This is a genomic window from Maritimibacter sp. HL-12 (assembly GCF_900177545.1).
Lineage (GTDB): Bacteria > Pseudomonadota > Alphaproteobacteria > Rhodobacterales > Rhodobacteraceae > Sinisalibacter.
The window spans coordinates 3028967-3052043 of record NZ_FXBQ01000001.1 but is presented as its reverse complement, the minus strand read 5'-3'; the positions used below and the strand labels follow the sequence as shown (position 1 = coordinate 3052043).

At 67.9% G+C, this 23077-nt stretch carries 21 protein-coding genes; 8 read left to right on the top strand and 13 right to left on the bottom strand.

Annotated features, from left to right (window positions below; genetic code table 11):
* Nucleotides 1-88: 88 nt before the first annotated feature.
* Nucleotides 89-649 carry a lipid-binding SYLF domain-containing protein gene (locus B9Y97_RS15090; RefSeq protein WP_085528293.1) on the top strand — a complete coding sequence of 187 codons (561 nt, stop codon included), beginning with the start codon at nucleotides 89-91 and terminating at the stop codon, nucleotides 647-649.
* A 22-nt stretch (nucleotides 650-671) separates the two neighbouring features.
* Here the strand turns inward: B9Y97_RS15090 and B9Y97_RS15085 are convergent, their stop codons facing one another.
* Nucleotides 672-1166, bottom strand: coding sequence for a hypothetical protein (locus B9Y97_RS15085; protein ID WP_085527520.1), 495 nt, complete (start codon nucleotides 1164-1166; stop codon nucleotides 672-674).
* 43 nt (nucleotides 1167-1209) lie between these two features.
* A complete protein-coding gene (locus B9Y97_RS15080) occupies nucleotides 1210-2082 on the bottom strand; it encodes an NAD(P)-dependent oxidoreductase (protein ID WP_085527519.1) in 873 nt (290 codons plus the stop codon).
* Nucleotides 2083-2160: 78 nt separating this feature from the next.
* On the opposite strand from B9Y97_RS15080, the gene B9Y97_RS15075 reads away from it, so the two are divergent.
* On the top strand, nucleotides 2161-4629 hold the full coding sequence (locus tag B9Y97_RS15075) for a penicillin acylase family protein (protein WP_085527518.1): 2469 nt from the start codon (nucleotides 2161-2163) through the stop codon (nucleotides 4627-4629).
* Nucleotides 4630-4815: 186 nt separating this feature from the next.
* A complete protein-coding gene (locus B9Y97_RS15070; RefSeq protein WP_085528292.1) occupies nucleotides 4816-5862 on the top strand; it encodes a CNNM domain-containing protein in 1047 nt (348 codons plus the stop codon).
* A 162-nt stretch (nucleotides 5863-6024) separates the two neighbouring features.
* Here B9Y97_RS15070 and hflX read toward each other — a convergent pair whose 3' ends face one another.
* The 4 genes from hflX to trkA all read right to left on the bottom strand — a co-directional run bounded on the left by hflX (nucleotide 6025) and on the right by trkA (nucleotide 10723).
* Nucleotides 6025-7320 carry a GTPase HflX gene (gene hflX, locus B9Y97_RS15065; protein WP_085527517.1) on the bottom strand — a complete coding sequence of 432 codons (1296 nt, stop codon included), beginning with the start codon at nucleotides 7318-7320 and terminating at the stop codon, nucleotides 6025-6027.
* Between the two features lie 129 nt (nucleotides 7321-7449).
* A complete protein-coding gene (gene hfq / locus B9Y97_RS15060) occupies nucleotides 7450-7686 on the bottom strand; it encodes an RNA chaperone Hfq (protein ID WP_085527516.1) in 237 nt (78 codons plus the stop codon).
* A 118-nt stretch (nucleotides 7687-7804) separates the two neighbouring features.
* Nucleotides 7805-9331: a TrkH family potassium uptake protein gene (locus B9Y97_RS15055; RefSeq protein WP_085527515.1), complete on the bottom strand. Its 1527-nt coding sequence runs from the start codon at nucleotides 9329-9331 to the stop codon at nucleotides 7805-7807.
* A gap of 15 nt (nucleotides 9332-9346) precedes the next feature.
* Entirely contained in the window at nucleotides 9347-10723 is a 1377-nt protein-coding gene (gene trkA, locus B9Y97_RS15050) for a Trk system potassium transporter TrkA (protein ID WP_085527514.1), read from the bottom strand.
* Between the two features lie 243 nt (nucleotides 10724-10966).
* Between trkA and B9Y97_RS15045 the strand changes: the two genes are divergently transcribed.
* Nucleotides 10967-11287, top strand: a complete 321-nt coding sequence (locus B9Y97_RS15045) for a hypothetical protein (RefSeq protein ID WP_085527513.1) — start codon at nucleotides 10967-10969, stop codon at nucleotides 11285-11287.
* Nucleotides 11288-11413: 126 nt separating this feature from the next.
* A complete protein-coding gene (locus B9Y97_RS15040; protein ID WP_085527512.1) occupies nucleotides 11414-12214 on the top strand; it encodes a glutathione S-transferase family protein in 801 nt (266 codons plus the stop codon).
* A gap of 10 nt (nucleotides 12215-12224) precedes the next feature.
* Here the strand turns inward: B9Y97_RS15040 and B9Y97_RS15035 are convergent, their stop codons facing one another.
* The 5 genes from B9Y97_RS15035 to dusB form a co-directional block, all read right to left on the bottom strand.
* The gene (locus B9Y97_RS15035; RefSeq protein ID WP_085527511.1) at nucleotides 12225-13637 is read right to left on the bottom strand and encodes a nitrogen assimilation response regulator NtrX; all 1413 of its coding nucleotides are present in this window, start codon (nucleotides 13635-13637) and stop codon (nucleotides 12225-12227) included.
* 32 nt (nucleotides 13638-13669) lie between these two features.
* The gene (locus B9Y97_RS15030; RefSeq protein WP_085528291.1) at nucleotides 13670-15886 is read right to left on the bottom strand and encodes a sensor histidine kinase NtrY-like; all 2217 of its coding nucleotides are present in this window, start codon (nucleotides 15884-15886) and stop codon (nucleotides 13670-13672) included.
* Between the two features lie 127 nt (nucleotides 15887-16013).
* A complete protein-coding gene (locus B9Y97_RS15025) occupies nucleotides 16014-17387 on the bottom strand; it encodes a response regulator (protein ID WP_085527510.1) in 1374 nt (457 codons plus the stop codon).
* A 6-nt stretch (nucleotides 17388-17393) separates the two neighbouring features.
* Nucleotides 17394-18467: a two-component system sensor histidine kinase NtrB gene (locus B9Y97_RS15020; protein WP_085527509.1), complete on the bottom strand. Its 1074-nt coding sequence runs from the start codon at nucleotides 18465-18467 to the stop codon at nucleotides 17394-17396.
* Nucleotides 18467-19447, bottom strand: coding sequence for a tRNA dihydrouridine synthase DusB (gene dusB / locus B9Y97_RS15015; protein WP_085527508.1), 981 nt, complete (start codon nucleotides 19445-19447; stop codon nucleotides 18467-18469). Before dusB ends, B9Y97_RS15020 begins: the two co-directional genes overlap by 1 nt.
* A 168-nt stretch (nucleotides 19448-19615) precedes the next feature.
* Between dusB and B9Y97_RS15010 the strand changes: the two genes are divergently transcribed.
* Genes B9Y97_RS15010 through B9Y97_RS15000 form a run of 3 tightly spaced genes read left to right on the top strand, consistent with a single transcriptional unit; the run spans nucleotide 19616 to nucleotide 21725 of the window.
* Nucleotides 19616-20746, top strand: coding sequence for a bifunctional 2-C-methyl-D-erythritol 4-phosphate cytidylyltransferase/2-C-methyl-D-erythritol 2,4-cyclodiphosphate synthase (locus B9Y97_RS15010; protein WP_085527507.1), 1131 nt, complete (start codon nucleotides 19616-19618; stop codon nucleotides 20744-20746).
* The gene (locus B9Y97_RS15005) at nucleotides 20743-21255 is read left to right on the top strand and encodes a phosphatidylglycerophosphatase A family protein (RefSeq protein WP_085527506.1); all 513 of its coding nucleotides are present in this window, start codon (nucleotides 20743-20745) and stop codon (nucleotides 21253-21255) included. The genes B9Y97_RS15010 and B9Y97_RS15005 overlap by 4 nt, the downstream gene beginning before the upstream one ends.
* Entirely contained in the window at nucleotides 21252-21725 is a 474-nt protein-coding gene (locus B9Y97_RS15000; protein WP_085527505.1) for a CinA family protein, read from the top strand. Before B9Y97_RS15005 ends, B9Y97_RS15000 begins: the two co-directional genes overlap by 4 nt.
* A 96-nt stretch (nucleotides 21726-21821) precedes the next feature.
* On the opposite strand, the gene B9Y97_RS14995 is transcribed toward B9Y97_RS15000, so the two are convergent.
* On the bottom strand, nucleotides 21822-22184 hold the full coding sequence (locus tag B9Y97_RS14995; protein ID WP_176224387.1) for an SH3 domain-containing protein: 363 nt from the start codon (nucleotides 22182-22184) through the stop codon (nucleotides 21822-21824).
* Between the two features lie 68 nt (nucleotides 22185-22252).
* Nucleotides 22253-23059: a metallophosphoesterase family protein gene (locus B9Y97_RS14990; RefSeq protein WP_176224386.1), complete on the bottom strand. Its 807-nt coding sequence runs from the start codon at nucleotides 23057-23059 to the stop codon at nucleotides 22253-22255.
* Nucleotides 23060-23077 lie beyond the last annotated feature (18 nt).

Below are 23077 nucleotides of genomic sequence, written 5' to 3'. Positions count from 1 at the left end.
GACAGCCGTGCCCGCCTCGCGTATCATGCGCGGCAACCCGGGCGACGAGATCCGGGCGTGGCACATGGCATGGATAAGGCTGGGCAACATGAGCAGATATTCCCGACGCGGTTTCATGGTCGCCATCGGCGGCGGCGGGCTTGCGCTCGCGGGGTGCGGCAACGGCATGGGTTCGGAAGGCCCGGCCCGGATCGACGCCCGGGTGGAGGCGACTCTCCAACAGATGTACAGCGATCTGCCCGACAGTCGGCGGCTCGAAGAGAACGCGGTGGGCATGCTGGTCATGCCGCTGGTCACCGAGGCCGGGTTTGGCGTTGGCGGCTCCTACGGGCGCGGCGCGCTGATGGTCGGCGGGGCGGCGGTGGATTACTACGCCCACACCAAGGCCAGCTTCGGCCTTCAGATCGGCGCGCAGCAATATGCCCACGTCCTGTTCTTCATGACCGACGACGCGCTGGCCGATTTCCGCACCGCCTCGGGCTGGGTCGCGGGGGCCGATCTCAAATATGCCGTCGCCAACGAGGGCGGCCGGATCTCGGCCGATTCGATCACCACCACGAGCCCCGTCGTGGCGCTGGTGTTCGGACAGGCCGGGCTGATCCTCGGCGCGAGCCTCGAAGGCTCGAAATACACCCGGATCATTCCCTGAGCGCGACGCCCGGGGCCGCGCGTCAGTGGCCCCGCGCCATGCCTTCGACGAACAATCCTCCGAGCCGGTCGAGCACCGCCCAGGGCGGTTCGACCCCGAGTGCCACGTCGCGCGCCCAGTCCGAAGCGGCGAGGTTGACCTTGAGACGGTGCCCGTCGGGGTCGGTGCAGGGCGCCAGCGCGATGATCTCGTAAACCGCGCGGGCCTTGGCCGCGAGCACCAGGTTTGGCCAGCCCTGGGCGCGCAACTCGCCCATGAAAGCCAGGTCGCACCCGCAATCGAGCGGGCCGGCCTGCACGACGCACATGTCGTGGCGCATGCAGGCAGCATCGAGCAGGTCGAGCACCGGGCCCGCGCCATGGTTCGGCCCGCACCAGTTGCCATGCACCGGAAACGCCATGCCCTGCGCCAGCGCGGGCGGTGCGGCGACGAGGGCGATCAGCAAGGCGAGACGCTTCAACATGGTGCGATCTTGCGCAACGCGGGCGCGGTCGTCCAGCGTTTTGCGTCCCGGCATGCAGCGCGCAGGGGGCGACCGGCAAGCGGCCGCCGAACCGCTTTCAGCCGAGCGCGCGCAACCGTTTGATCAGCGACGAGGTGTCCCAACGCCCGCCCCCCATCGCCTGCACATCCTTGTAGAACTGATCGACCAGCGCCGTCACCGGCAGGCTCGCCCCGGTCTCGTCGGCGGCGGCGAGGCAGATCCCCAGATCCTTGCGCATCCAGTCGACCGCAAAACCGAAATCGAAGCGGTCGTCGGCCATGGTTTCGGCGCGGTTCGCCATCTGCCAGCTTCCCGCCGCGCCCTGGCTGATCACCTCGACCACCTCGCGGATGTCGAGCCCGGCCTTCTCGGCAAAATGCAGCCCCTCGGAAAGCCCCTGCACGAGCCCCGCGATGCAGATCTGGTTGACCATCTTGGCCAGTTGCCCCGCGCCGCTCTCGCCAAGCCGCCGGATCGTGCGCCCGTAAGCCGCCATCACCGGCTCCGCTGCACCGTAGGCCGAGGCCTCGCCGCCGCACATGATCGAGAGCACGCCGTTCTCGGCCCCCGCCTGCCCGCCCGAGACCGGCGCATCGACAAACTGCGCCCCGGCCTGGGCGGCGAGCGCGTGCAACGCGCGCGTGACCTGCGCCGACACCGTGGTGTGATCGACAAAAACCGCGCCCTTCGCCATCCCTGCGAAAGCGCCGGCATCCCCGAGACAGATGCTGCGCAGATCCTCGTCGTTGCCGACACATGCCATCACGAACTCCGCGCCCGCCGCCGCCGCGCGCGGGGTTTCGGCCATCGCCCCGCCATGCTCGGCCACCCAGGCCACGGCCTTCGCGGCGGTCCGGTTGTAGACAACCACCTCGTGGCCCTTGGCCGCGAGGTGCCCCGCCATCGGGTATCCCATTACCCCGAGGCCCAGAAATGCGCATTTCGCCATATCGCCGCTCCGTCGATTGCATGCCTTCTCGCTTGCCTTTATTGACGGGGCCTTGGGGCGGGTCAACAAGGGGCGACCATGGCGGCGCTTTTTAGGTGGACGGTTCGGGTTGTCGCGGCGGTGCTGATCCTCGCGGCGCTGGCGCTCGCCTTCGTCTACTACCTCGCCTCGCGGTCGCTGCCCGAGTATGACGCCACCCGGGCCGCGCGCGGCATTTCCGCCCCGGTCGAGATCGTGCGCGATCACGCCAACGTGCCGCATGTGTTTGGCGAGAGTGACGACGACGTGTTCTTCGGCCTTGGCTACGCCCATGCGCAGGACCGGCTGTGGCAGATGATCATGCTGAGACGCACCGCGCAGGGGCGGCTTTCGGAGGTGTTCGGCGAACGCACGCTGCGCACCGACGAGTTGATGCGGAGGCTCGATATCTACCCGCTGGCACAGCAGGCCGCGACGATGCAGGACGCCGAGACAACCGCGATGCTGCGCGCCTACGCGCGCGGCGTGAACGCCTGGCTCGACCAGGTGAACGCCGAGGCGCTTGGCCGCGGCGCGCCGGAATTGTTCATGTTTTCCAACGAGGTCAGCCCCTGGGTGGCGGCCGACAGCATCGCGGTGATGAAGCTGATGGGGGTGCAGATGGGCAGCCATCTGCAATCGGAGGTGCTGCGCGCACGGGTGGCCCTCGAAGTCGGCCCGGAGCGGCTGGCCGATATCCTGCCCGATGCGCCGGGCTCGGGCACCGCGGCGCTGCCGGATTACGCCGGGTTGTTCGATCACCCCGCCGACCGGTTTGCCAGGCTCGCCGCGCTGCCCGAGCCCGATCCGTTCTCACCGGTCGCACCCGTCGGCTTCGGCGGGGCCTCCAATGCCTGGGCCGCCGCCGCCTCGCGCGCGGCGGCGGGGGGTGCGCTCCTCGCCAACGACCCGCACCTCGGCTTCTCCGCGCCCTCGGTCTGGTATCTCGCCCGGCTCGAGCTGCAGACCGGCGGGGTGATCGGCGGCACCATCCCCGGCATGCCGGTGATGCTGGTGGGGCGCGGTGCGGGTTTCGGCTGGGGCCTGACCTCGTCCTATCTCGACGATCAGGACGTGTTCATCGAGAAGCTCAACCCCGACGATCCCGGCGAGGTGCTCACCCCCGAGGGCTTCAAGCCGATGGAGAGCCGCGCCTCGATCATCCGGGTGAAAGACCAGCCCCCGGTCACGATCAACATGCAATGGACGGAAAACGGCCCGGTGCTGCCCGGCCAGCACTACGCGCTGTCGACGATCACCCCGCCGGGGCACGTGACCAGCCTCGGCTGGACGCTGCTCACCGCGCGCGACCGGTCGATGGGCGCGGGGCTGAAGCTGATGCGCGCGCGCTCGGTGGAGGAGGGACTGGCGGCGGGGGCGGACTTCGTCGCGCCGTCGCAGAACGTCACCATGGTCGACGCCGAGCGGATCGCGATGAAAACCTTCGGCCGAATGCCGCGGCGCGATGCCGATCACGCCACCGAGGGGCGGATGCCCAGCCCCGGCTGGGAGACGCAGAACCGCTGGCGCGGCACCGAATCCTATGCCGCCAACCCCGAGTTCGTCGCCCCCTCGGGCGGCATCGTCGGCAACACCAACAACAAGCTGCTTGAACGGCCCTTCCCGCTGCACGTCAGCCGCGACTGGGGCGATACCCAGCGGGTGCAACGCTGGCAAAGGCTGATGCAGGCGCGCGAGGTGCATACCCGCGAGAGCTTCATCGAGGCCCAGCTCGACCCGGTGTCGATCACCGCGCGCAATCTGCTGCCGCTGGTCGGGGCCGATCTGTGGTTCACCGGCGAGCCCGCCCCGGACGGCACTCCGGAACGCCGGCGGCAACGCGCGCTCGATCTGCTCGCCGACTGGAACGGCGAGATGAACGAGCACCTGCCCGAGCCGCTGATCTACATGGCATGGATGCGCGCGCTTCAGGACCGGCTGATCCGCGATGAACTGGGCCCCCTCGCCAGCGCCTTCACCCATGTTGACCCGGTGTTCATCGAGCGGGTGTTCCGCGACATCGACGGCGCGTCGCGCTGGTGCGACGTGGTGCAATCGGCGCCGGTCGAAACCTGCACCGAGATCTCGCGGCAGGCGCTCGACGAGGCGCTGATCTGGATCGGCGAGGCGGTGGGCGGCGAGATCGAGGCGCTGCGCTGGGGCGATCTGCACCAGGCCACGCACGACCACGCGGTGCTCGGCGAGGTGCCGGTGCTGCGCTGGTTCGTGAACATCCGCCAATCCACCTCCGGCGGCGACAATACCCTCAACCGCGGCCTCACCTCGGGGCGCGGCGCCAACCCGTTCCTCAACATCCACGGGCCGGGCTACCGCGGCGTCTACGATTTTGCCGACCCGGATTCCTCGCTGTTCGTCACCTCCACCGGCCAGTCGGGCCACTTCCTGTCACGCCATTACGACGACCTCGGCGCACTCTGGCGGCGCGGCGAATACGTCCCGATGAGCCTCGACCCGGCCCTGGCGCGGGCCGCCGCGGTGGGGGTCACGCGGCTGGAACCGATGGAGTGACGCAGGCTCGCCTTGCGTGGTGGGCAATGTCACCTCGGTCCGTGCGGACGGCGGCGGGCCGGACACAAGCCAAGCTCGGATTTCACAGGTGTGATCGGCCGTAGCCCGCCCTTTGCGGTCCTTGGAACCGCGGGCAAGATGCGCTACTGAGTTCCCTGATTGATCGAGAGGATGGAAAACACTTCGATGACGTTACTGATTATCTTCGTACTGGCTGCAATCGCCGTGTCGTTTCTTTGCTCGATCCTCGAAGCGGTGCTGCTCTCCGTCACGCCATCCTACGTGGAAGCCGTCGAGGACAAGCAGCCGCGCATTGCGGCGAAGTTGCGGGCGTTGCGGGCTGACGTCGAACGCCCGCTCGCGGCGATCCTGTCGCTCAACACGATCGCGCACACCGTCGGGGCCACCGGCGCAGGCGCGCAGGCGGCGGTGGTTTTCAACGATACCGGCGTCGGCATATTCTCCGCCGTCTTGACGTTCGGCATCCTCGTTTTCTCCGAAATCATTCCCAAAACCCTCGGGGCCACCTACTGGCGCGGGCTGGCCCCCTTCGCGGTTCGGGTGCTGCCCTGGTTGATCGTCATCCAGTTGCCGCTGGTCTGGATGAGCCAGGCGATCACGCGGATGCTGACGGGCGGGAAGCGTCACGCAGAAGTATCGCGCCAGGAGATCACGGCGTTGACGACCGCGGGCCAGCGTCTCGGGGTGGTCGCGGAGGATGAATCGCGGGTTGTGAAAAACCTGTTTCGCTTGTCGGAAATCGCCGCCGCCGAGATCATGACGCCGCGCACGGTGATCGAACATCTGGGTGCCGATGAAACCGTTGGGGCTGTCGTGACGGCCAGAAAAACCTATCCGGTGTCTCGATTCATCGTCATCGGCAAGAACATCGATGACGTGAAAGGCTTCGTGCTGACGCGCGACCTTTTTCTGGCCGGCCTGCGTGAAGACAAGGACAAGAAAGTTGCAGACTTCACGCGCGCCATTCAACGCATTCCGCAAGAGACCGACCTCGACTCGCTGTTCGATCTCCTGATGGAAAACGAGGCGCATATTGCGCTGGTCGAAGACGAATATGGCGGCACTGCGGGCCTTGTGACGATGGAAGACGTCATGGAGACCTTGCTCGGCGCGGAAATCGTCGACGAACACGATGAAGCCGAGGATTTGCAGAGCGTCGCCCGGGCACGGGCGATCCGCCACAAGGAAGCGCGCGCGAAGGCTGGTGAATGATACCCGGCAGGATGGCATCGCTCACGGCGGCGGGTGCATTGCCGCGCCGCGGCGAACGTCGCCGCCGTCGCACCCCCTGTCGCACCCCCTGACGCCCGATCCTGCGCTTATGCCACCGACCTCGCCACCGGGCGAAATCGGGAGCCTTTGCTCAGGCATCGCCTACGCGCCGTTGATCTTCTCGAACGCCGCCTTCTGACGCGCGGTCCAGTCGACCGCGAGCACCCAGCCGGTCTCGTCCTGCCGTTCCTCGACCACCACATGCGCGTCGTGCAGCCAGGCCCGGGCCTTGCCTTGCGAGAACTTCAGCCGGACATGATCGCGGCGGCGTTCCTCGGCCAGTTGCGCCTCGATCGCGTCGGTGAGCCGGTCGAGCCCGGCACCGGAAAGCGCCGAGATCGCCACCACGCCCTCGCGGCGTTCGGCCTCGGTCTCGCGCGCCGCGCGCACCTCCGGATCGAGCAGGTCGATCTTGTTCCAGACCTCGATCCGCGGGATCTCTTCCGCCACCCCAAGCTCGGCGAGGATGGTTTCCACATCCCGCGCCTGCGCTTCGGTTTCCTCTGCGGAAATGTCGCGGACATGCAGGATCACGTCGGCCCCCAGCACCTCTTCCAGCGTGGCGCGGAAGGCGGCGACAAGCTGGGTCGGCAGATCCGAGATGAAACCCACGGTGTCGGACAGGATCACCTTGCGCCCGGAGGGCATTTCGAGCCCGCGCATCGTCGGGTCGAGGGTGGCAAAAAGCATGTCCTTGGCCAACACCGTGGCCCCGGTCATGCGGTTGAACAGCGTCGACTTGCCGGCGTTGGTGTAGCCCACCAGCGCCACCACCTCGAATGGCACCTTGGCGCGCGCGGCGCGGTGCAACTCGCGGGTCTTGACCACCTTGGACAACTGCTTGCGCAGCCGGGTGAGCTGTTCGTCGATCGCGCGCCGGTCGGCCTCGATCTGGGTTTCGCCGGGACCACCGACGAAGCCAAGCCCGCCGCGCTGGCGTTCAAGGTGGGTCCAGGCCCGCACGAGGCGGGTGCGCTGGTAGCTGAGCGCGGCCATCTCGACCTGCAGCACGCCTTCGCGGGTGCGCGCCCGATCGGAGAAGATCTCGAGGATCAGCCCGGTGCGGTCGAGGATCTTGACCTTCCACGCCTTCTCGAGGTTGCGCTGCTGCACCGGGCTCACCGGACCGTCGATCAGCACGAGGTCGATCTCGTGGGCGGTCAGCCGGGCCTTGATCTCCTCGATCTTGCCGGTGCCGAACAGGTGGCCGGGATGCGGACGCGCGAGGCGAACGATCTCCTCGCCTTGCACTTCGAGCCCCGGCAGCGCCTCGGCAAGCGCCACGCCCTCCTCCAGCGCCGCCTCCGCGTCGCGGCGGGCACGGTCGGCGGTGAGCTCGGGATGGATCACCCAGGCCCGGGTGGGCTGGGCTTCGCGCGAGGTGGGATCGGTGGTCATGTCATGAGCCTCTTGGCATCCACGGGCGGCACGCCGTCCTGCGGCCGCGTGGCACGGCGTTGCGAAACGCCCTTTCGCCGCGCGCAACGGCACGCGGCATCGTCAAGCCGGAACGGTCGCGGCGGAAGATCAGGTCTCGTCGCCGTCGTAGAGATTGATCGGCTGCGACGGCATGATCGTCGAGATCGCGTGCTTGTAGACAAGCTGGCTCTGGCCGTCGCGCTTGAGCAAGACGCAGAAATTGTCGAACCACGAAATCACGCCCTGCAGCTTCACACCGTTGATCAGGAAAATCGTCACCGGAACCTTGGCCTTGCGGACATGGTTCAGGAAAGCGTCCTGTAGGTTTTGCTTGTCGGCAGCCATCGCTTCTTGCCCTTGTTGTCTCGTGCTGCCGGTAACCGGCAGAAATCCCTGTGAACGCAGTATGTAATGGCCGCGCCCAAGTTTCCACCCCCAAATTCGGAGGTTTTTTTCACTCGGCTCAGCGCCGCCACAGCTCGGGCGAGAACAGCGCGACGACGGCGAGGGTTTCAAGTCGCCCGATGATCATTGCCACCGTCAGAACCACCTTGCCGGCACTGCTCAGCCCCGAATAGAGCACCGGCTCGGGCAGCGCGATCCCGGCAAGCGGGCCGGTTGTGGTCAGCGCCGAGACCGCCAGCACCAGCGAGGGTTCGAAGCCGAGGCCGGTGATCGCGAACCCGGCCCAGACCAGCGCCACCGAGAGCGTCATCAACATGAAGAACAGCCATGCCATGTAGGCACCGCCGCGCCGCAGGTGCCGCGCCTCGCTGCCGGCACCGCCGACCGAATGCGGGTGCACCAGCCGCTCCATCTCGCGTCGCCCGTGCCGGTAGAGCGCGATGACCCGCAGGAGCTTGGCCCCGCCCGCCGTCGTCGCCACCCCGCCGCCGACCAGCGCAAGACCGATCAGGATGATCCCCGACGTTCCCATCCCCGACCAGACCTGCGCCTGCTCCCAGCCCGCGCTCTCGAACCCCGTGGTGGTGAGGAAGGACAGCACGGTGAAGGCCGAGCCCCAGAGCGTAGCGATGCCGTCGACGAGGCTCATCTCGGGCGCCTCGATCTCGTAGGCACCGATGAGATGGCGGGCAAACAGCAGAACCGGCAGCAGAATCACGAGACTCAGCGCCAGCCGGATCTCCTGGTCGCGGCCGCGCGCCGCGATGCCCTGGCCGCGGGTGGCGGGCGCGAAGGTCGCGCGCGACAGCGCGAAGACGAGGAAGACCGCCACCATCGCTTCACCGAGCCAGCCCGCGCCGCCGCCGCCAAGCCCGCCCACCGGCGAGATGCCGGAGGTGGAAAGGGTTGCCATGGCATGGGACAGCGCCATCGCGGGCGGGCTCCCGGCCACGATCAACCCGATCCAGAGCAGGAGCGTCAGCCCGGCATAGATCGGCAGGAGCTGCGCCGCATGCACCCGCACCCGGTGCGAAAGATCGGCGCGCTCGGTGATCTGGATGTAGCCAAGCGCCACGACCTCCTCGGTCGGAGCGCGGCGGCGCACCTCGAAGCCGCCAAGCGCCATCGGTGCGAGCACCGCGATCGCGCCGACCCAGATAAACAGCCCGCCGAGCCAGCCCACCGTCGCGCGCCAGGTATGAAGCGGGGGCGCGAGGCGGCCGGGGCGCTCGAACATCGTTGCCCCGGTGGTGGTGAGCGACGAGACCATTTCGACATAGGCGTTAACGAAGGTGGTGTTGCCCACCGCCTGGTGGAACGGCAGCGCGAACAGGAAGGGCAGCGCCACGAACAGCAGGGCAAGAGCCGCGAGGTGGCGGCGCGGGTGTTCGGTCCGCGCCCGGCCCGACATCGCGATACCGATCAGCAGCGCGATCAGCAGGCTCAATGCGCCGAAGTAGAAAAACACCTCGGCGATCACCGCTTCGCCGGTGGCCGCCGCATGGGCCGCCGGGATGAACATCGCCACGCCGCCAACCCCGATCAGGGTGACGAGAAGCGGCAGGCGGGCGATCAGGGCGAACATCGGTCCGGGCCGCGGTCAGAAGAAGTCGATCGAGACCTGGAGCAGGCGCTCGACCTCGGGCACATCCGCAGCCATGGCGAAGATCACCACGACGTCGCCCTCCTCGATCCTGGTCCCGCCGGTGGGCCGCACGACCTTGTCCTTTTTCAGCACCGCCCCCACCAGCACGCCTTCGGGAAATTCGATGTCGCGGATCTCGTGCCCCGAGATCGGCGAGGTCGAGAGAACCTGCGCCTCGATCACCTCCGCCTCGGCATCGCCCACGGAGTAGACGTTGCGCACGCGTCCGTGCCGAATGTGGCGCAGGATCGAGCTCACGGTGGTGGCGCGCGGGTTGATATGGGCGTCGATCTGCAACGGCTCCATCAAGGGGATCAGCGAGGTGTCGTTGATCAGGCAGATCGCCATCGGGCAGCCGGCGGCCTTGGCGCGCACTGCGGCGAGCATGTTGACCTTGTCGTCATCGGTGACCGCGAGCACCGCGTCGGCGCGGGTGATGCCGGCCTCCTTGAGCAACTCGATATCCATGCCGTTGCCGTGCAGCACCACCGTGCGTTCGAGCGCGTCGGCGGCCCGCTCGGCCACGCCGCGGTCGAGCTCGATCACCTTGGCCCGGGTGCCGGTCCGGCGCGCCTCCAGGGCCTCGGCCACGGCCAGGCCGACATTGCCGCCGCCGATGATCACGACGCGGTCCTGTCGCTTGATCTCCTTGCCGAAGATTTCCAGCGTGCGGTTCACGTCATCGGTTTCGGAGCAGACATAGACCTGATCGCCGGGGAAAAGCTGGTCGGAGGCCTCGGGCACGAACAGCGTGCCGTCGCGCCGCACGCCGACCACAAGCGCCTTGAGGGTCGAGAACAGGTCGGTGAGTTGGCGCAAGGGCGTGTTGACCACCGGGCAATCGTCTTCGATCTGCAGGCCCAGCAAGGTGGCGCGGCCTTCGAAGAAGGTTTCGACATCGAAGGCGGAGGGCGCGGTGAGGCGGCGCAGCGCGGCGTCGGCCACCTCGCGCTCGGGGCTGATCACCACGTCGATCGGCAGGTGTTCCTGTCGGTAGAGATCGGAATAGATCGCGTCGAGATAGCTCTGGGCGCGCAGCCGGGCGATCTTGCGCGGCACCGCGAAGATCGAATGCGCCACCTGGCAGGTGACCATGTTGACCTCGTCGGAGTGGGTGGCGGCCACCAGCATGTCGGCATCGCGCGCACCGGCGCGGGCGAGGATGTCGGGATAGGAGGCAAAGCCGGTGACGCCCTGAACGTCAAGCGTTTCGGTCGCGCGGGCAACGAGATCGGGGTTGTTGTCGACCACCGTCACGTCGTTTTTCTCGCTCGCCAGATGGCGCGCGATCTGCCAGCCGACCTGACCGGCCCCACAGATGATGACCTTCATGGCTGTCTCCTGAATGCCACCGGGGCAGGATTGGCAGAAAGGGCCGGATTGGTCAACGTGGCGCGGTTGCGCGGCAGGTTGATGCCAGTTGCCAAATGCGAGGGGCGCGCCGGCGGTCGAGGGGCGATGCTGCGGCGCGGTGCCGCCATACGCGGGAAATATCGTGTCGCGCCCTTGGCGTCATCCCGGCCGCCGACCATGTAACAGGGATCAGGGCAACTTCTCGAACCCACAAGGACCGACATGCAATTCCAACTCAACTCCGACGCACATATCCAGGGCGATGACCGCTTGGCCGAAATCGCTGAAACCCTCGTATCCGCCGGGCTTGGGCATCTCGCCAGCCATTTGACCCGGATCGAGGTGCACCTTGCCGATGCCAACGCGGGCAAGGGCGGCGCGGATGACATCATCTGCACCATCGAGGCGCGCCCGGAGGGAATGCAGCCGCAGACGGTCACCCATGCCGATGCCAACGTCGAAGCGGCCCTGCGCGGCGGGGCGAAGAAGCTGCGCGCGCTGCTCGACAGCGAGTTCGGCAAGCTCGGGCGCCGGCAGGGCTGACGCCCAGGCCCTGACAGCCCCGGCGCGAGCGGTCGCGCGCGTTGTCAGGGATGCCCTGGCACCTTACCCTGCGCGCGCGGGGCGGCTTCGGCCGCCCTTGGTCGCACCCGGAGAGGAGGAGCCCCGATGGCATCGCGCCCGATCGTTTATCACATTCCCGTCTGCCCGTTCTCGCAACGGCTGGAGATCCTGCTGGCACTGCGCGGGATACCGGACGCGGTGGAATTCCGCGTTGTCGACATCACCCGGCCGCGCGACCCCGACCTGCTTGCCCTGACCCGCGGCACCACGGCGCTGCCGGTGATTGTTGACCCGGGCGGCGGCGTGCTGAAGGAAAGCCTCGTCATCCTGCGCTATCTCGACGAAAGCTTGCCCGGCGGCCCGCTGCGCCGGACCGATCCGGCCGAACACGCGGTGGAATCGATGCTGGTGGCGAAGGAAGGGCCCTTTACCATGGCGGGCTATTTGTTCGTGATGAACCAGGATCGCGAGGCGCGCGAGGCGCACCGGGAAAAGCTGCTGCGGCTTTACCGCGAAATCGACGAATTCCTGTGCGACCACAGCCCCGACGGCCCTTTCCTGTTCGAGCGGTTCAGGTTGGCCGAGGCGGTGTTCACGCCGATATTCCAGCGGTTCTGGTTTCTCGACTATTATGAAGGCTTTGCCCTGCCCGACGACGACGCTTTCACGCGGGTCCGCAGGTGGCGCGATGCCTGCATGGCCGAGCCCGCCGCCGATCAGGTCTGCGAGGAAGAAATCGTCAAGCTCTACTACGACTACGCCCTGGGTGCCGGCAATGGCGCGCTCGTGGCGGGACGCAAGAGATCGAGCTTCGTCTTCGATCCGCACTGGAGCAAGAGGCCCTGGCCGCCACGCGACAAGTATGACACCAGCCCAACGGACGAAGCCCTCGGCCTCGCGAGCTAGGCCCCGGCCCCTACCCCTCGTCGCCCTCCGCCACCCAGGCCACCCGTGCGCCCGACTTGGTGCCGGTGACCACGCCGAGCGACTTCAGCTTGCGGTGCAGCGCCGAGCGCTCCATGCCGACGAAACTTGCGGTGCGGCTGATATTGCCGCCGAACCGGTTGATCTGGGTCAGCAGGTATTCGCGCTCGAAGGCTTCGCGCGCCTCGCGCAGGGGCAGCGTCGCCAGCGCCGCGGGCAGGACCACCGAACCGCCCTCGCCGCCGTCGCCGCCGGCATCGACCTCGACAAGCTCTGCCGCCACGATCTCGCCTGCGCCGTCACCGAGGATCAGCACCCGTTCGATCACGTTCTTGAGCTGACGCACGTTGCCCGGCCAGTGCATGCTTTGCAGCATCGCGCGCGCCTCGTCCGACAGCGCGCGCAGCGGCAGGCCCTGGGTGGCGTTGAACAGGCGGATGAAATGCGCGGCGAGCTCGGGAATATCCTCCCGGCGGTCGGCCAGCGGCGGCACATGGATCGGCACCACGTTGAGCCGGTGGTAGAGTTCTTCACGGAATTGCCGAGCGGCGATCGCGGCGGTGAGGTCGCGCGTGGTCGAGGAGATCACCCGCACGTCGACGTTGACCCGGTCGGCCCCGCCAACCCGGGTGAAGCTTTGCTCCACCAGCACCCGCAGGATCTTCGACTGGGTGCCCAGCGGCATGTCGGCGACTTCATCGAAGTAGAGCACGCCGCCGTGGGCCTCCTCCAGCAATCCCGGCTCGATGCCGCGCTCGGCCCCCTCGCGGCCGAACAGGACCTGCTCCATCCGGTCAGGTTCGACAGCGGCGGAATTGACCACCACGAAAGGCCCGTCCGCGCGGTCGCTGCCGCCGTGGATGATCCGCGCCGCAAGCTCCTTGCCCGAGCCCGCGGGCCCGGTGAGCATCACACGGCCATTCGAGCGCATGACCTTTTCGAGATTGGAGCGCAGCGTCTTGAACGCGGCGGAGGTGCCGATCATCTCCACCGGCCCCTGATCCTTGCGCCTCAACTCGACGTTCTCGCGCCTGAGCCGCGAGGTTTCCATCGCGCGGGCGATCACGACCATGAGCTGGTCGATGTTGAAGGGCTTTTCGATGAAGTCGTAGGCCCCCTGCTTGATCGCGGCCACCGCGATCTCGATATTGCCGTGGCCGGAGATGATCACCACTGGCACCTGCGGGTGCTCGCGCTTGACCATCTTGAGGATGTCGATCCCGTCCATGGCCGAATCCTTGAGCCAGATATCGAGGATCATCAGCGCGGGCAGTTCCTTCTTCACCTGCGCAACCGCCTCGTCGGAGGTGCCCGCGAGACGGGTTGTATAGCCCTCGTCTTCGAGGATATCCGAGATCAGCTCGCGGATGTCGCGCTCGTCATCGACAATCAGGATATCTGCCATCTGGTTCCCCGTTTCCCGTCTTTCTCGCTACGTCACTCGGCCGCGTCCTGCGCTGCCACCTCCAGCGGCCGCACCGGCAGGCGGACCACGGCGCGCGCGCCGGGCCGGTCGGTGCCGCCGAACATCTCGGCATCGAGAAGCTGAAGGCTGCCGCCGTGCTCCTCGATGATCTTCTTCACGATCGCCAGCCCCAACCCGGTGCCCTTGTCGCGTGTGGTCACGTAAGGCTCGAAAAGCCGCGCGCGGTCGTCCGGCAGGCCGATGCCGTTGTCGGAAATCTCGATCACCCCGGCGCAGTCGTCCTCGTCTGCCTCGAGCGTCAGACGAACCCGGATCTCGGGTTTATGCCCTGTTGGCGCTTGGCCCTTTTCCTGAAGGCTTTCAATCGCTTCGCCAGCGTTCTTGATCAGGTTTGTGAGCGCTTGGCCGATCATGGTTTCATCCAGCTCGGCAAGCATCTCGCCCGGCGGCAGATCGGCCTCTATGGTCACGCCCTCCTGCCCGGCCTGCTGCAGCGTCACCGCGCTGCGCACCAGCGCATTGAGGTCGGCGGGCTTGCGGTCGGGCTCGGGCATCCGGGCGAATTTGGAGAACTCGTCGACGATCCGGCGCAGATCCTCGGTCTGGCGCACGATCACGCCGGTGAGGTTTTCGAGGTCTTCGGCATCGGCCTCGTCCATCTTGCGGGTGAACTTGCGCTTGATGCGTTCGGCCGAAAGCTGGATCGGGGTGAGCGGGTTCTTGATTTCGTGCGCGATCCGCCGCGCCACGTCGCCCCAGGCTGCCATCCGCTGCGCGGTGACAAGGTCGGTCACGTCGTCGAAGGCGATCACGTAGCCCTCGATCGCGCCGGTGTCGGAAAACCGTGGGGCCATGCGCACGAGCAGGCGCTCCTGCCGCCCCATGCGGCTCAGCCCCAGTTCGGCCTGAACCCGCTCGCCGCCACTTTCGGTGAGCCGGTCGAGCAGCGGCGCGAACTCGGGCACCACGAGGCCAAGATCGGTATGCTCCGGCTCGCCCGGCTCAAGCCCCATCATCACCTGCGCGGCGCGGTTGAGAAAGGTGATCCGGCCATCGGCATCGAGCCCGATCACCCCCGCCGTGACCGAGGCGAGCACCGAGTCGAACAAACGCCGACGGCGCTCGATCTGATCGGTGTTTTCCAGCAGTCGGTCGCGCTGGCCCTTGAGCTGGCGGGTCATCCGGTTAAACAACCCCGATAGCTGCTCGATCTCGTCGCCGGTTTCCTCCTCGATCACCTGCACGTCGAGATCGCCCGCCCCGACCCGCTCTGCGGCCGAGGCAAGCCGACCCACCGGCCGCGCAAGGCGTTCGGCGAACCACATCCCCAGCCATGTCGCGGCAAGGATCAGGATCGCGGCGAAGCCGAGGTAGATCAGCCCGAACTCGAACAGAACCTGCCCGCGCTGGCTTTCAAGCTGCTGGTAGAAACGCACGGTTTCGCGGGTCTCATCAAGCAGGTTGAGGATCTCGCCGTCGACGTCGCGCGAGACATAGAGGAAGTGGTCGCCGTAGGCGTTGAGCTTCACCAAGGCACGGAACTCGTTGTTGTCCCAATCCTCGATGATGACGGTTTCATCCAGGAGCGCGGTCTCGATCGCCTCTTCCGGCGGGCGCTCGAAGTCGAACAGGTAGGAGCGATCGCCGCGCAACCTGATCTCGCCGTCACTGTCGATGATATAGGCCTCGCGCAGCCCGCGCTGGATGCGCCCCTGCGCCTGCGCCAGCGCCTGCCTGAGTTGCGCGTCGGAAATGAAGACGTTGGACTGCTTGGCCAGGTCGAGGAAGGCGGCGACCGCTTCGGCGTCCTGTTCGAGCCCGACGCGGTGTTCTTCTTCATAGGCCTGCGCTGCTGCGAGCGAATTGCCCACCACCCGGCTCACCCGGTCGGAGAACCAGCCTTCGAGACCGACGTTCACGGTGAGCACCGCGAAGACCGCGACCAGCACCGTCGGCAACAGCGCCAGCAGGGCGAAAGCCCCGGTGAGGCGCAGGTGCAGCCGCGATCCCGCCGACCGTGCCCGCCGCGCGCCCACCATGCGCACCAGCCCGATCAGCACCAGCGCGGCCACGATCAGCACGTAGACGAAATCCGCCAGCAGCACGAGGCGCAGGGCATTCGATTCCACGTCCTGATCGAGCGGGCCGAGCACAAGGTAGGTGAGCACCGCCAGCAAGGGGCCGAGCACGACCACGCCGAAGGTGACAACGGCGCGGACCTGACGCATCCGCCTCAGCCGCGCGAGGCGGTCCCACGTCCACCGCTGCGATTCGCTTTGCGCCACGTTTCCCCCAAGACCACCGCGATTGGCCCGCCTGCCGCGATGCGGCGCTTGTGCCACGACTGTGGCTCTTTTACATCAACTTGCGGCGGCGTGTCACCTCGATTCCAAGCTCGGTGATCTTCTTTCGCAGGGTATTTCGGTTGATCCCGAGCAGATCGGCACATCGGGCCTGGTTGCCGCCGGTGGCATCCAGCGCAATCTCGATCAGCGGCACCTCGATTTCGCGCAAGACACGCTGGTAGACGCCGGGTGGCGGCAGCGACCCGCCGTGCAGATCGAAATAGCGCTTGAGGTGGCGCGCAACCGACACCGAGAGGTTTTCGGCCTCGTCCAGCGTCACCATCGGCCCGCCCGTGGGCGCCCCCAGCGTCGCCTCGACCTCGGCGCGCGAAATCTCGGCTTCGGCACCGGTGACCATCAGCCGCTGGATGGTGTTTTCGAGCTGGCGCACGTTGCCCGGCCATGGATAGGCCCGCAAAACATCCGCCGCGGCGGGCGCAAGCCGGCGCGGCGTCATCCCCTCGCGCTCGGCACGGGCGAGGAAGTGCTCGGCCAGCGCCGGGATATCCTCGATCCGCTCGCGCAAGGACGGCACCGGAATGGTGACGCCGCCAAGCCGGTAATACAGATCCTGCCGGAACGCGCCCGACTTCAGCCGCCGGGCGAGATCGCCCTGCGATGTGGCAAGAATGCGCGGGGCGTGGTCGGTGAGACTGTCGAGCATCCGGGTGATGCGGGCCTGCGCGTCGGCGTCGAGATCGCCGATCTCGTCGAACAGGAGCGTGCCCTGGCCGACCTTGGCCAGCAGCTTCGCCGGTCCTTCCATCGGCACCAGGTCGTCGGGCGTGGCGACCACGAAGGGCAAGGCGCGGCGATCGGAGAAATCATGCAGCGCGCGCGCGATCAGGCTCTTGCCGGTGCCGCTCTCGCCGGTGATCAGCACCGGCAGTTCGGTGTTCATCACCCGCGCCACCAGCCGGTAGAGCGCCTGCATCGCCGGGGTGCGCCCGACCAGCGGCAGATCGTCGCCCCGGCCCTCGGCCTCGGCACCGTCGGTTCGTTTCGGCGGCGGCATCCGGCGCTTCTGTTCCAGCGCCCGGGCCGCGCGCTTCATCAGGTCGGGCAGGTCGAAGGGCTTCGGCAGGTAGTCGAAGGCCTCCTTCTCGGCGGCCTGGATCGCGGTCATGATGGTGTTCTGCGCCGAGATCACGATCACCGGCAGATCGGGCCGCATATGGGCGATCTCGGGCAGCGCGTCGAGCCCGTTGCCGTCGGGCATCACCACGTCGGAGATCACCAGGTCGCCGCGCCCCTCCTCGACCCAGCGCTTGAGGGTGACGAGCGACGAGGTGGCATGCACCCGGCAGCCGGCGCGGGTGAGCGCCTGGGTCAGCACGGTGCGGATCGTGCGGTCGTCGTCGGCAACGAGAACGGTGCCATCCATCGGGGGTTACTCCTTGTCCTTCGGGGCATCTTTCGGGGCGACCGGCAGCGAGATCCGAAACCGCGTCCTGCCCGGCACGCTGTCGACGGAAATCCAGCCGTCATGGTCCGAGATGATCTTGGAGACGAGCGCGAGGCCGAGCCCGGTGCCGTTCTCGCGGCCCGAAACGAAGGGCTCGAACACCTGGCCCGCGATCTCGGGCGGCAAGCCCGGACCGTCGTCGCAGATTTCCACCTGAAGCGGCAGGCCCGCCCCGCTGCCATCGGGGCGGCGCAGCCTCAGCGCGTGGTCGTAGAAGGTGTGAATGCGGATCGTGCCGCCGCCGCCACCGGCGGCCTCGGCGGCGTTCTTGAGCAGGTTCAGGAAGACCTGCATGAACTGGTCGGGATCGACGAAGGTGGGCGGCAGCGAGGGGTCGTAATCCTCCACCAGCCGCATCTTCGCGGCAAAGCCCACTTCCGCCGATTTCTGTGCCCGGTCGAGCAGGTCGTGGATATTGACCACCTTGCGCTCGGGCGGGCGCAGGTTGCCGAATTGCTCGACCTGGTCGAGCAACGCGACGATCCGGCGGCTCTCGACCACGATCAGGTCAGTCAGTTCCAGGTCGTCGCCGCTGAGCCCCATCGACAGCAACTGCGCCGCGCCGGTGATCCCCGCCAGCGGGTTCTTGATCTCGTGCGCCAGCATTTCGGCCATGCCGATCGCCGAGCGCGCCGCCGATTTCACCCCCATCGACTTGCCGAGACGCACCGCGAGGTTTCGCGGGTGCAGCAGGATCAGCACGTTCTCGCCGCCCTGCACCGGGGCAATCTGGACGTTGCATTCCACCGGCGGGGCATGGCCCGCGCCGACATCGACGTTGTTGATGAAGAGCGGCCCCTGGTCGCGGCGGACGCGCTCGAAGGCGTCGTCGATATCGGCGTCGATGGCGAGACGGTCGAGCACCGGCTTGCCGAGCAGCGATTTCGTCGAGGCGTTGAGGAACAATTCTCCCGCCGGGTTGACCTCGCGGATCGCGTCATCCGGGCCGATCAGGATCGCAGGCACCGGCAACGCGGTCCAGAGCGCATCGTTTTCCATCAGGCGGCCTCCTGCCGCGGCGCGAGCGCGTCGGCGAGCAGGTCGCGCACCCGGTCGGGGTCGGGCGAGGCCAGCACCTCGCGGCGCAAAGGCGCGGGCGTGCCGGCCTCGTCCATGTACCAGCCAAGATGCTTGCGGATCACCCGCTTGCCGAGATCGCGGCCGTAGAAGGCCAGCGAGGCGTCGTAGTGCCCCGCCACCATCTCCACCAGCGCAGCGCCTTCGGGCACCTGCGGTCCTGGCCTGCCCGCGAGCGCCGCGCCGATCTCGGCGATGAGCCAGGGCTTGCCGCCGCTTGCGCGGCCCACCATCACGCCGTCGGCCCCCGATTGCGCGAGCGCCTGCCGGGCATCTGCGACCGAGCCGATATCGCCGTTGGCGATCACCGGGATCGCCACCGCCTGTTTCGTCGCGGCGATCGCCGCCCAGTCGGCCCGGCCCTTGTAGAACTGGCAGCGGGTGCGGCCGTGGATCGTGATCATCGCCACCCCCGCCGCCTCGGCTTGCCGGGCGATCTCGGGGGCGTTGAGCATGTCATCGTCCCAGCCCAGCCGGGTTTTCAGCGTTACCGGCACGGACACGGCGCCTACCACCGCCTCGATCAGCCTCAACGCGTGTTCGGGCGTTTTCATCAGCGCCGAGCCGGACAGCCCGCCGACCACCTTCTTGGCCGGGCAGCCCATGTTGATGTCGATGATCGCCGCGCCGTTCGCCTCGACCATCCGCGCCGCCTCCCCGATCCACCAGGGATCGCGCCCTGCCAGTTGCACCGCGGTTCCGGCGAGGCCGAAGCCGAGCTCGGCGCGCTCGCGCACCCCGGGCTTGGCCTGCACCATCTCCTGGCTCGCCACCATCTCGCTCACCACGAGCCCGGCACCGAAGCTCTGCACGAGGTTGCGGAACGGCAGGTCGGTGATCCCCGCCATCGGCGCGAGGAAAACCGGGGGGTCGAGGGTGATATCGCCAAGCCTCACGGCCATGTGCCTAATCCTTGAGCAGATGCCTGTCATATAGCGGCGGTGCGACGGGGCCGCAAAATCCCGCGCTCATTCCATGGGCGTTATTTCGCCTCTGCACAATAATTAATCAACTACCACCCCTGACGCGGGGCCATTGTCCTTGAAATCGGCAGGGCATAAACAGTGCCCATGGATATCGCGAGCATCATCGTCGCCGCCGGACGCGGCACCAGGGCGGGTGGAGACGTGCCCAAGCAGTGGCGCAGCCTCAACGGCCGCCGGGTGGCCGACTGGAGCGTGGCCGCCTTCACCACCCATCCCCGCGTGGACCGGGTGGTGCTGGTGCTGCATCCCGACGATCTCGGCCAGGCCGAGGGCTTCGACGAGGTGATCATCGCCACCGGCGGCGCGACCCGCGACGCCAGCGTGCGCGCCGGGCTGGAGGCGCTCGCGGGCGACCCGCCCGATATCGTTCTGATCCACGATGTTGCCCGCCCGCTGGTGAGCGCCGAAGTGATCGACCGGGTGATCGCGGCGCTGGTGGAAAGCGCAGGTGCCGCCCCGGCGCTCGCCGTCACCGATGCGCTCTGGCGCGGGGCCGGGGGCAAGGTTGCGGGCACGCAGGACCGTGCCGCGCTCTACCGCGCGCAAACGCCGCAGGGCTTTCGTTTCACTGCCATACTTGATGCCCACCGGAAGCACCCGGGCGGGGCCGCCGACGACGTGGAAGTGGCCCGCGCGGCCGGGCTTGACGTCGCCATCGTCGCGGGCGAGGAGGCAAACCTGAAAATCACCGGGCCCGACGATTTTGCCCGGGCCGAGCAATTGATGGGAGCGGCGATGGATATCAGGATCGGGCAAGGCTTCGACGTGCACGCCTTCGAGGCGGGCGAGGCCTGCATTCTGTGCGGCGTCGCGGTGCCGCATGACCAGAAACTCAAGGGCCATTCCGATGCCGACGTGGGCATGCACGCGCTCACCGATGCGATCTATGGCGCGCTCGCGATGGGCGATATCGGCCAGCACTTCCCGCCCTCCGATCCGCAGTGGAAGGGGACCGAGAGCCACGTTTTCCTCGCCCATGCGGTGGGGCTGGCGCGCGAAAACGGCTTCGAGATCGGCAACGTCGACGTTACCCTGATCTGCGAACGCCCGAAGATCGGCCCACACGCCGGGGCGATGCGGGCGGAACTGGCGCGGATCATGGCGGTCGATACCGACCGGGTGAGCGTCAAGGCCACCACCTCGGAACGCCTCGGCTTCACCGGCCGCGAAGAAGGGATCGCCGCGCAAGCCGTGGCGACGCTGGTGCGGGCATGAAACGGATCCTCGCCACCTTTCTCTACGTCGGCTACCTGCGCCCGGCCTCCGGCACCTGGGGCTCGCTCGCCGCCCTGCCCTTCGTCTGGGCGCTGCATGTGCTCGGCAGTATCGCCCACCCGTTCGGCGGGCCGGTTCTGCTTGGCCTTGCCACGCTCGCGGCCTTCGTGGCCGGGCTTTGGGCCACCCCCGCCGTGGTCGCCGAAAGCGGCCGCGAAGATCCCTCCGAAGTGGTGATCGACGAGGTCGTGGGCATGTGGCTGGCGATGTTGCCGGTCTCGTTCGGTGCGGCGATGATGAATATCGAGATCGGCGCGCTCTATCCGGGCTGGATCGCCGCCTTCTTCCTGTTCCGCGCCTTCGACGTCTGGAAACCCGGCCCGATCGGCTGGGCCGACCGGCGCGGCGACGCCATGGGCGTGATGCTCGACGACGTGCTGGCGGGGATCGTCGCGGGCGTGCTTACCGTGGCACTGGCGGCGCTTTCGCACCTCTGGCTGATGGCATGACCGACGCCGCCGCCCTGCTCGATCTGTGCCGCGACAAGGGGCTGCGGCTCGCCAGCGCCGAAAGCTGCACCGGCGGGATGATCGGCGCCGCGCTCACCGATATCGCCGGTTCGTCGGACGTGTTCGAGCGCGGCGTGATCACCTATTCCAACGCCGCCAAGGTGGCGCTCCTGGGCGTGTCGGAAGCCACGCTCCAGGATCACGGCGCGGTGTCGGAGGCGGTGGCGCGCGAGATGGCCGAGGGGCTTCTGGCCCGCGCGCCGGTGGATATCGCGGTTTCCGTCACCGGGATCGCGGGCCCCGGAGGGTCGGAGCGCAAGCCCGAGGGGCGCGTGTGTTTCGGGCTGGCCACGACGGCGGGCAGCCGGACCGAAACGGTGGACTTCGGCGCGCTCGGCCGCGCCCGGGTGCGCGCCGCGGCCACCGCCCACGCGCTGGCCCTCCTCGCCGCTGCGGCGCGCGACGCCTGAGAGGGCCCGTTTTCCGATACGGAAAACGGGCCGGAAAACGTACGTTTTCCGCTCCGAAATCCGCCGCGGATTTCGCCCCCGCCCGGGGCGACCGGCCTAGGGGCAGACCCCGCCGATGCTGAGATACTTGCCGTAGACCCAGCCCTGTGGCGTGGGCTGGCCCCAGTAGGGCTGGGTGCAGCGCCCCGACATGCAGGAAACGTAATACCAGTTGCCGTTGCGGTCCCAGACCGAGATCTCGTCGCCGAGGTACACCTCGCCGCGCTGGGCGTAAGTCGACCCCGGCCCCGACCGCACCGCGAGGAACCCCGTACCTGTAGCGTGGTTGTATTTCGACACCGGCTGAACCCCGACGACGTAGCCGGTGCAATCGCCCGCGTGGGCGGGAGCGGTGCAGGCCATCAGGGCAGTCGCCGCAACCAGCGCGGCGAAGGTGACGGCGCGTTTGACAGGTTTCATGGCAGAGCCCTCCCCCGACAATCCACTGGCAGTCTGGCCCGGTTGCCCGGATGCCGCCATGACCTGCGTCAACAGCCCCGCCGCAGCGTTTCGGGCAGCATCTCGGTGCAGGGCCAGCGCCCGGTCATCAGCGCCAGATCCCAGCCTTGGGTCAGGCCTGCCGCCACCATCGCGGCGAAGGCCGGGGCCGGGTCGTAGTCGAGCCTGAGGATGCGCGCGCCGTCGGCGTCGAGCCGCAGGTAGCGCCCGCCGCGCCGCCCGTCGTGCGGCGGCTGGCCGATGATCCCGGCGTTGATCCAGAGCACCCCGGCGATGTCGCGCATGAAAGCGATCCCGGCATGGCCTGCGATCACCGCGTCGACCGGTCCAGCGGCGGCGGCGATCGCCTCGATTTCGCGGCCAAACACCGCCGCGGGCGTCGAGGGCCAGAGGAAACGCGACGCGGAGGTGCCGGCCCCATGCACCACCGCGTAGCGCCGCCCCTCGTGGGCGAAAACCGCGACATCGGGCAAGGTCTCCATCCAGTCGCGCGCCTCGGCGGTTACCGCCGCATCGGTGTGCTGCCACCACTTCGCCGCGATCCGCCTCGCCACGCTTCCCGGTGGATAGCCCGAGCCGCTGTCGGCCGCGCTTGCCGAGAGCTGACGCTCGATATTGCCGGCCACCAGCCTGTGTCCATAAGCGCGGGTGGCGGCGATGCACTCGGCGGGTTGCGCGCCGATCCCGGCGATGTCGCCGGTGCAGATCACCTGCGCCCCCGGCACCCCCGCGCGCCCGGCTTCGCGCAGCAAGGCTCCGAGCGCGGAAAGGTTGGCCAAGGCACCGCCATAGGCGATGACCGGCCCGCGAAAGGTGCCCAGATCGGCGATCCTCATGCCCCCTCCCTTGAAACA

What these genes read in the sequence shown, in the direction of transcription:
- B9Y97_RS15090 (WP_085528293.1), top strand. Translation starts at nt 89, where the DNA reads ATGAGCAGATATTCCCGACGCGGTTTCATGGTCGCCATCGGCGGCGGC.
- B9Y97_RS15085 (WP_085527520.1), bottom strand. Translation starts at nt 1,166, where the DNA reads ATGCCGGGACGCAAAACGCTGGACGACCGCGCCCGCGTTGCGCAAGAT.
- B9Y97_RS15080 (WP_085527519.1), bottom strand. Translation starts at nt 2,082, where the DNA reads ATGGCGAAATGCGCATTTCTGGGCCTCGGGGTAATGGGATACCCGATG.
- B9Y97_RS15075 (WP_085527518.1), top strand. Translation starts at nt 2,161, where the DNA reads ATGGCGGCGCTTTTTAGGTGGACGGTTCGGGTTGTCGCGGCGGTGCTG.
- B9Y97_RS15070 (WP_085528292.1), top strand. Translation starts at nt 4,816, where the DNA reads ATGACGTTACTGATTATCTTCGTACTGGCTGCAATCGCCGTGTCGTTT.
- hflX (WP_085527517.1), bottom strand. Translation starts at nt 7,320, where the DNA reads ATGACCACCGATCCCACCTCGCGCGAAGCCCAGCCCACCCGGGCCTGG.
- hfq (WP_085527516.1), bottom strand. Translation starts at nt 7,686, where the DNA reads ATGGCTGCCGACAAGCAAAACCTACAGGACGCTTTCCTGAACCATGTC.
- B9Y97_RS15055 (WP_085527515.1), bottom strand. Translation starts at nt 9,331, where the DNA reads ATGTTCGCCCTGATCGCCCGCCTGCCGCTTCTCGTCACCCTGATCGGG.
- trkA (WP_085527514.1), bottom strand. Translation starts at nt 10,723, where the DNA reads ATGAAGGTCATCATCTGTGGGGCCGGTCAGGTCGGCTGGCAGATCGCG.
- B9Y97_RS15045 (WP_085527513.1), top strand. Translation starts at nt 10,967, where the DNA reads ATGCAATTCCAACTCAACTCCGACGCACATATCCAGGGCGATGACCGC.
- B9Y97_RS15040 (WP_085527512.1), top strand. Translation starts at nt 11,414, where the DNA reads ATGGCATCGCGCCCGATCGTTTATCACATTCCCGTCTGCCCGTTCTCG.
- B9Y97_RS15035 (WP_085527511.1), bottom strand. Translation starts at nt 13,637, where the DNA reads ATGGCAGATATCCTGATTGTCGATGACGAGCGCGACATCCGCGAGCTG.
- B9Y97_RS15030 (WP_085528291.1), bottom strand. Translation starts at nt 15,886, where the DNA reads ATGCGTCAGGTCCGCGCCGTTGTCACCTTCGGCGTGGTCGTGCTCGGC.
- B9Y97_RS15025 (WP_085527510.1), bottom strand. Translation starts at nt 17,387, where the DNA reads ATGGATGGCACCGTTCTCGTTGCCGACGACGACCGCACGATCCGCACC.
- B9Y97_RS15020 (WP_085527509.1), bottom strand. Translation starts at nt 18,467, where the DNA reads ATGGAAAACGATGCGCTCTGGACCGCGTTGCCGGTGCCTGCGATCCTG.
- dusB (WP_085527508.1), bottom strand. Translation starts at nt 19,447, where the DNA reads ATGGCCGTGAGGCTTGGCGATATCACCCTCGACCCCCCGGTTTTCCTC.
- B9Y97_RS15010 (WP_085527507.1), top strand. Translation starts at nt 19,616, where the DNA reads ATGGATATCGCGAGCATCATCGTCGCCGCCGGACGCGGCACCAGGGCG.
- B9Y97_RS15005 (WP_085527506.1), top strand. Translation starts at nt 20,743, where the DNA reads ATGAAACGGATCCTCGCCACCTTTCTCTACGTCGGCTACCTGCGCCCG.
- B9Y97_RS15000 (WP_085527505.1), top strand. Translation starts at nt 21,252, where the DNA reads ATGACCGACGCCGCCGCCCTGCTCGATCTGTGCCGCGACAAGGGGCTG.
- B9Y97_RS14995 (WP_176224387.1), bottom strand. Translation starts at nt 22,184, where the DNA reads ATGAAACCTGTCAAACGCGCCGTCACCTTCGCCGCGCTGGTTGCGGCG.
- B9Y97_RS14990 (WP_176224386.1), bottom strand. Translation starts at nt 23,059, where the DNA reads ATGAGGATCGCCGATCTGGGCACCTTTCGCGGGCCGGTCATCGCCTAT.